This window comes from Caulobacter endophyticus (genome assembly GCF_029543245.1).
In the GTDB taxonomy this organism is placed as follows: Bacteria; Pseudomonadota; Alphaproteobacteria; order Caulobacterales; family Caulobacteraceae; genus Caulobacter; species Caulobacter endophyticus_A.
On sequence record NZ_JARQWV010000033.1, the window covers coordinates 44,389 to 51,329 of the forward strand.

A 6,941-nucleotide genomic window follows, 5' to 3' on the forward strand; every position below is an offset into this window, starting at 1 on the left:
TCAGCTCGCGTCAGGCGGCGACATCGCCGGCCCAGTCGGTCTGGCTCCACAGCCGCGCGGCGCCCCGCACGCCCGAGGAGTCGCCCCAGCGCGCCTTGACGATGCGGCTCTCCCAATTGTCGGTGAAGACGTGCGGCGCCACCAGGGCCGGCAGCCGCTCGTACAGAAGCTCGACGTTCGACATGCCGCCGCCCAGGACGAAGACGTCCGGATCAGCGATGTCGGCGATCACCGCCAGGCCCCGGGCCAGGCGATCAAGATAGCGGTCCAGCGCGCCCTTCGCCGTCGCGTCGCCCGAAGCAGCGGCCGCGACGATGGCCGCGCCGCCGAGATCGCCGCCGCCGTGCTCGCGGAAATCGCGGCGGAAGCCGGTGCCGGAGATCCAGGTCTCCAGACAGCCATGACGACCGCACCAGCAAGCAGGACCGGGGCTTTCCTCCGCCCTGGGCCAGGGCAGCGGCACGTGGCCCCACTCGCCCCCCACGCCGTTGGCGCCGTCGACCAGCTTGCCGTCGACGACGAGGCCGCCGCCGCAGCCGGTGCCGATGATCACCGCGAAGGTCACGCGCGCCCCGGCCGCCGCGCCGTCTACTGCTTCGGACAGGGCCAGGCAGTTGGCGTCGTTGGCCAGGCGGATGGGCCGTTCGAGCACCGTCTCCAGGTCTTCCCGGAAACGTCGCCCGTTCAGATAGGTGGTGTTGGCGTTGCGGATCAGGCCCGTGCGTGGCGAGATCGATCCCGGCGCGCCGACGCCGACTGAACCGCCCCCGCCGACGGCCTGTTCAGTGCGGTCCACGAGGTCGCGCACGACGGCGAGCGCCGTCTCGTAATCGCCCGGCGTGTCGGCGCGGAGCGTCGAAAGCACGCGCCCTTCGAGCGACAGGGCCGCCGCCTCGATCTTGGTTCCGCCGAAATCGATCCCGATCTGGATCACTCGAAACTCCCTCGCCGCATCCGTCTAGACCGGACGCCGCAACCTCCAGCGGCCCGAGGCTTACCTTGAGCCAACCGGTCGCGCCAGAATAAAAAAAGCCTTTTTACTTATTATACTACAAGTCAGGGCTCGACCCGGAGCATGACCACGCCGTGGGACGCGACCTGCGCCGCATAGCCTGTCTTGCGCACACCAAGGTCCTTGGCCGCCCACAGATCGCGGACCTTGGCCGGCAGGCTTGGCGGATAGTCGAGCATCGCCCAGTCCACGCGGATCGTCGCCGGCGCCGTGCTTCGGTTGAGCAACACGACAGCGCGGCCGCCGCCTTGCAGCGGGCGCGCCCAGACCTCCAGGTCGCCCTGCTTGGACACCCGCCGCGCCTGGGCGCCAAGCGGATCCTGGTCGACGGCGATGACCTCCCTGTTGGTCAGGATCGCCTTGGTGCCGGCGTCCATGTGGCCGATGTCGTTGCCGGCGATCAGCGGGGCGGCCAGCATGGCCCACAGGCTGAAGTGCGCTCGGTACTCCTCGGTGGTCATGCCGCCGTTGCCGACCTCCAGCATGTCCGGATCGTTCCAGTGGCCCGGCTTGGCGAAGGGATAGAGCTCGACCTGCTTGTCGAGGATGTTCATGACGCCCAGGCTGTAGCCCTTCACGCCCTCCCAGGCGTCGTAGATGTCGCCCGTGGTGCGCCAGAGGTTTCCGACCGACGCGCCCCAGGTCCAGGGCTTGGAATTTCCCCACTCGCAGATCGAAAAGACGATCTCCCGGCCCGAAGCCTGCAAGGCCGCCGACATGATGTAGTACGAGGACGGCGCGTCCTGCGTGCCGGCCATGCACCAGTCGTACTTCAGGTAGTCGACGCCCCAGGCGGCGTACTGCCTGGCGTCCTGGTACTCGTAGCCGCGGCTGCCCGGACGGCCGGCGCAGGTCTTCAAGCCGGCGTCGGAATAGATGCCGAACTTCAGGCCCTTGGAATGGATGTAGTCGCCCAGCGCCTTCATGCCGCTCGGGAAGCGCTTGGGGTCGGGCTGGATGTCGCCGCGAGCGTCGCGCTCGCCGTGCCAGCAGTCGTCGATGACGACGTAGTCGTAGCCGGCGTCCTTCATGCCCGAGGCGACCATGGCGTCGGCCATGCGCCTGATCAGGGTTTCGTCGACGTTGCAGGCGAACTTGTTCCAGCTGTTCCAGCCCATCGGCGGGGTGCGTGCCAGGCCGTTGTCGGGCAGAGGCGGCGGCGGGTCGTCGGCAAGGGCCGGAGTTGCGGACGCGAGCAGGGACGCGGCCGCCAGGGTCGAGACGAGGCGCTTCATGGGTTCACGCTGGCGATGGGGAAGGAAGAGAAGGACGGCCCGCCGGTCCCTTGGCTCCCGCTTGCAGGAATCCTGGGAAAGGCGCGGGTGAATCCGGCGGACCGCGAGGCGACGAGCGCCTCAGTCGATCAGGCGGGGAAGAAAAGGGTTCGTGGACGCCAAAGCGCGTCGGGACCGTGCCCGAAAGTCATGTTTGCCTCCCCAAGTCCTGCGCCGCGCCTTGGTGGCGCGGGCGGCTGGCTTGAGACGGAGGTGATCACGGGCGACGCGGCCTCGTCAATCGAATAAATAAATTTGTTTTTCTTTTTATCCGACCATCAGCGGACATAGACCACCCCAACCCGCAGGCTGCGTGGCGCATCGTAGCTGGTGATCCCGTCGCCGGTGCGGCCGGTGGCGACCTCGGCGTCGAAGGCGTTGCGCAGGTCGATCTCCAGGCGGGTCGAGCGATTGACGTCGTAGCGGGCCGACAGGTTCAGGGTCGTGGCCGCCGCCAGCCGGCGGGTGTTGAGATCGTCGTCATAGCGCGCGCCCTCGTGGCGGGCGGCCAGGAACAGGCCCAGGCGATCACCGGCCCGCCACTCCAGTCCCGCCGAGGCGGCCAGGCGCGGGGCCTGGGCCGGACGCTTGCCGGTGAGCTCCGGGGCGTCGGCGCCGCCGTCGACCTCGGCCCTGGTGGCCATCACCGCGCCGGTCAGCGCCAGACGATCGCCGAGACTGGCGCGACCTTCGAGCTCCAGCCCGACGGCGTCGATGCGGCCGACGTTCCGGCGCTGGCGCAGCACGCCGCCGGCCGGAATGAAGCCCGCCGTCGGGAAGGTCGCGGGCCCCTGGCCGATGGTGACATTGGCCACCGGATCCTCCAGCCGATTGAGGAACAGGGTCGCCGTGAGGCTGCCCTGCTTCCCTTCCAGCCCCGCCCCGGCCTCGACGCCGTAGAGGCGCTCGGGCTTGAGGGCGGCGTTGGCCTCGGTGACGTCGTTGCCGACCCGGAAAGGGCGGTGCAGCTCGTTGAGGCTGGGCGGGCGGAAGCCGGCATAGGCGGCGGTGCGCACGAAGCCCGGCCCAAGGTCACGACGCAGGCCGACGCGGCCGGTGGGCGTGGTGGTCGAGCGCCCGGCCGGGGTCTCGGCGAGGGTCGCCGCGCCGGTCTGGGCGTCGTACTCGCGACGACGGGCGTCGAAGGCCCGCCAGTGGTCGAGACGCAGGTCGCCGGTGACCAGCCAGGGACCGGCGGTCCAGCTGGCGTCGGCATAGGCGCCCAGGGTCGTGGTCTGGCCGCCAGCCTCGCGCAGGCGGGTGAACTGGCCGCTCATGTAGCGGAAACGCTCGTGGGTCTCGCCCTCGGCGGCCCGGAAATCGGCGCCGATCTCCCACTCCAGCGCCCCCCGCACGCCGCGCAGGGCGGCGTTGAAGCCGTAGCCGTAGGCCGGGGTCTCGAACTGGTCGTTGGCCGGGGTGGTGAAGGCACGGCCCGCGCCCACGGCGACCGAACGGTTCTGCAGGTCGCTGACCAGGGTCCAGGCCTGCAGCCGCCAGCCGTTGCGCCCTTCGGCGGGGGCCTGGGCGAAGGTCAGGCTGGCTTGCGCGCCGCGCGAGCGGGAATCGGCGCCGACGAGGCCCGAGCGACGGTTCTCGTCATAGACGGCCAGCCGGGCGGCCATGGCCGGACCGCTCGAAAGCCTCGTGTCGTAGCGCAGAGCCGCCGACCAGGTGTCGAGCGCCAGCGGCTCGTCGGCCGCGCCGCGTCCCTCGCGAACGGGCGTCCAGCCATCGGAACGCTCGGCCGTCACGCTGGCCAGCAGGCCGCCGCTGCCGGCGTTGACCGCCGCGCGGCGATAGCCCAGGCCGCCGGCCTCGACCCCCGCCTCCAGCACCGGCGCGCCGCCGTCGCGCCCAGCCAGGGCGACGACGCCGGTCAGGGCGCCCGCGCCATAGGCCTGGGCGCCGGCGCCGCGCACGATACGCAACGACTGGATGGTCTCGGACGGCAGGCCGCTCCAGATCACCCATCCCCCGAACGGATCGTTCTGCGGCACGCCGTCCAGCGTGACCAGCGCCCGCCCCGCGCCCGACGGGGCGATGGCGCGCAGCGACAGGCCCTGTGTGGTCGGGTTGGCCGCAAGGCTGGAGGTGCGGCGAAACAGCGAGACGCCCGGCGCCCGGGCCAGTTGCTCGTCCAGGCGCGGCGAGCGCGCCCAGGCCGGGTCGGCCAGGTTGGTGATGGCGAAGGCGCCCTCCCCGGCCGACGGCGGCAGGCGGGCGCCGGTGACGACGACTTCCGAGACCGGAGCTTCAGGCGCGGGGACGGTCTCGAGGGGGGCGTCGAACATCGGGGCTCCAGGCGGCTGAGAGTCGGCGCAGCCTATCGCCGCCCCGGCGCAAGGGAACGTCCTTCCGGTGGAAAAGGCTCGCCTGTCATCAATCCGTTTTGCAATCGTCGCATAAGCCCTCGCGCGCGGCCCTCGGCCCGCGCGCAGGTTTCTCGGGGGACAAGCCGCATGACCCATCTTCGCGCCAGCGCCGCCGTCGGCGTGCTCGCCTTCCTGCTGGGCGCCGGAGCGGCCCACGCCCAGGGCGCAGCCGTCGCGCCCGTCGTCGCGACCGCCCCCACCGTCGAAGGCGGCGCCAACGGCGTGGCCTTGATCCGCAACCCCGCCGCGCCCGACAAGAGCCTGATCGCCGCCACCGGCGAAGGCGGCGGCCTTGAACTCTACGGCCTGGACGGCCAGCGCGTCGGCGCGATCGCCGGCGGCGAGGTCTATGGCGTCGACGTGCGCGAGCACGGCGGCAAGCCGCTGCTGGCGGTGCTGGACCGCAAGGGCGGCCGCCTGCGCCTGGCGTCTTACGATTTCGCCACCGGCCAGGCGGCCAGCCTCGACGCCAAGCCGCTGACGCTGGACTACGCCGGCGAAGGCGTCTGCCTGCATCGCGGCGCCCGTGACGGCGCGCTCTACGCCTTCACCCTGGGCGTGGCCGGCCAGATGGACCAGTGGCTGCTGTTCCCCACCGCCGACGGCAAGCTGGACGGGCGCATCGTGCGCCGGCTGCACCTGTCGTCGGAGGCCAAGTACTGCGTCAGCGACGACGCGACCGGCGCGCTCTATGTCGCCCAGGAGGCGGTCGGTATCTGGCGCTACGACGCCGATCCGGAAGCCGAGGCCGTGCCGACCCTGGTCGACGCCAATCGCCTGGGCCAGATCGCCGGCGAGGTCGCGGGCCTTGCCCTGGTCGACGGGGGGCCGAGCGCCCGCTTCCTGGTGGCCGCCAATGCGACCGCCGGCGGCTACAACGTCTATAACCGCGCCCAGGACGACGCTTTCGTCGGGACTTTCCAGATCAAGACCAGCGACCAGAACGCGGTCGAGAACCCGTCGGGCCTGTTCGCCCTGCGCGCTCCCCTCGGTGATCGCCTGCCGGCCGGCGCCCTGCTGGTGGCCGACGATCGCAAGGCCGATGCGAACATGAAGGTCGTCTCGTGGGCCGACATCGCCGCCGGGCTGAAGCTGCCGGCAGGCGACGCCGCCGGCTCCAAGCCCGCCAAGGGCTTCGCCACGGTGCAGCCGACCATGGAGACCAGGCCCGTCGACCACGACGGCGACGCCGCCGACGATCCGGCGATCTGGGCCAATCCGGCCGATCCCGCCAAGAGCGCCATCATCGCCACCGACAAGAAGGGCGGCCTGCTGGTCTACGACCTGTCGGGCCAGCCCTTGCAGTACCTGGCCGACGGCAAGATGAACAATGTCGACCTGCGGGCCGGCTTCAAGCTGGCCGGCCGGGAGACGATCCTGGTCGCCGCCAGCGACCGCACCCACAAGTCGATCGCGCTCTACACCCTGGACCCCGCCACGCGGCAGCTGACCTCGGTCGCCGACGGCGTGCAGGCCACGGGGCTTTCGGACCCCTACGGCCTTTGCATGTATCGCGGCCGCAAGGGCGCTACCTATGTGTTCGTCGGCGATCCCGACGGGCTGGTGCGGCAGTGGAAGCTGGTCGCCCAGGCCAATGGCAAGGTCCGCGCCGTTGCGGTGCGCGACGTCAAGTTCGACACCCAGACCGAGGGCTGCGTCGCCGACGACGAGACCGGCGCCCTGTACCTGGCCGAGGAGGACGTCGCCCTGTGGAAGCTGGGCGCCGAGCCGACCGACCGGAAGGCGCCCAATGCGGTCGACCGCGTGGCCTCCAACCCGGCCCTGAAGGACGACCTGGAAGGCGTGGGGCTTTACCGGCAGGCGGGCGGCAAAGGCTATCTGGTCGTCTCCAGCCAGGGCAACAACAGCTACGCCGTCTATCGCCGCGAGGGCGACAACGCCTATGTCGGCAGCTTCTCGGTGACCGCCGACGGAGCCAAGGGCATCGACGGGATCTCCGAGACCGACGGCCTGGACGTCACCAGCGCCTCGCTGGGCGAGGGCCTGGAAGCCGGCGCCTTCGTGGCCCAGGACGGCCGAAACGTGTTTCCGCCGGAGCACCAGAACTTCAAGCTCGTGCCCTGGTCGGCGATCGCCGGGGCGCTGGGGCTGAAGTAGGACCTTTTTCGATCCTTCTCCCCTTGCGGGAGAAGGTGTCGGCGATAGCCGACGGATGAGGGGTCGCGCGGACGGTTCTGAGAGGCCCCTCACCCGACCTCGCTTCGCGAGGCCACCCTCTCCCGCAAGGGGAGAGGGACATGGAGAGGCGATCTCCCGTGG

Annotated in this window: 4 protein-coding genes; 1 reads left to right on the plus strand and 3 read right to left on the minus strand. The window is 70.9% G+C overall.

All coding sequences use genetic code 11. The features are described 5' to 3' along the window. Positions 1 to 10 precede the first annotated feature (10 nt). The 3 genes from P7A99_RS23040 to P7A99_RS23050 all read right to left on the minus strand — a co-directional run bounded on the left by P7A99_RS23040 (position 11) and on the right by P7A99_RS23050 (position 4,580). Positions 11 to 934 (minus strand): ROK family protein, encoded by a 924-nt coding sequence (locus tag P7A99_RS23040; protein WP_277796060.1) that lies wholly within the window; start codon positions 932 to 934, stop codon positions 11 to 13. Between the two features lie 122 nt (positions 935 to 1,056). Further along, positions 1,057 to 2,247 carry a glycoside hydrolase family 27 protein gene (locus P7A99_RS23045; RefSeq protein ID WP_277796061.1) on the minus strand — a complete coding sequence of 397 codons (1,191 nt, stop codon included), beginning with the start codon at positions 2,245 to 2,247 and terminating at the stop codon, positions 1,057 to 1,059. Between the two features lie 317 nt (positions 2,248 to 2,564). Continuing rightward, positions 2,565 to 4,580, minus strand: a complete 2,016-nt coding sequence (locus P7A99_RS23050) for a TonB-dependent receptor (RefSeq protein ID WP_277796062.1) — start codon at positions 4,578 to 4,580, stop codon at positions 2,565 to 2,567. A 168-nt stretch (positions 4,581 to 4,748) separates the two neighbouring features. Here P7A99_RS23050 and P7A99_RS23055 point away from each other — a divergent pair, with 168 nt between their 5' ends. Then, positions 4,749 to 6,779, plus strand: a complete 2,031-nt coding sequence (locus P7A99_RS23055; RefSeq protein ID WP_277796063.1) for a phytase — start codon at positions 4,749 to 4,751, stop codon at positions 6,777 to 6,779. Positions 6,780 to 6,941: the final 162 nt, after the last annotated feature.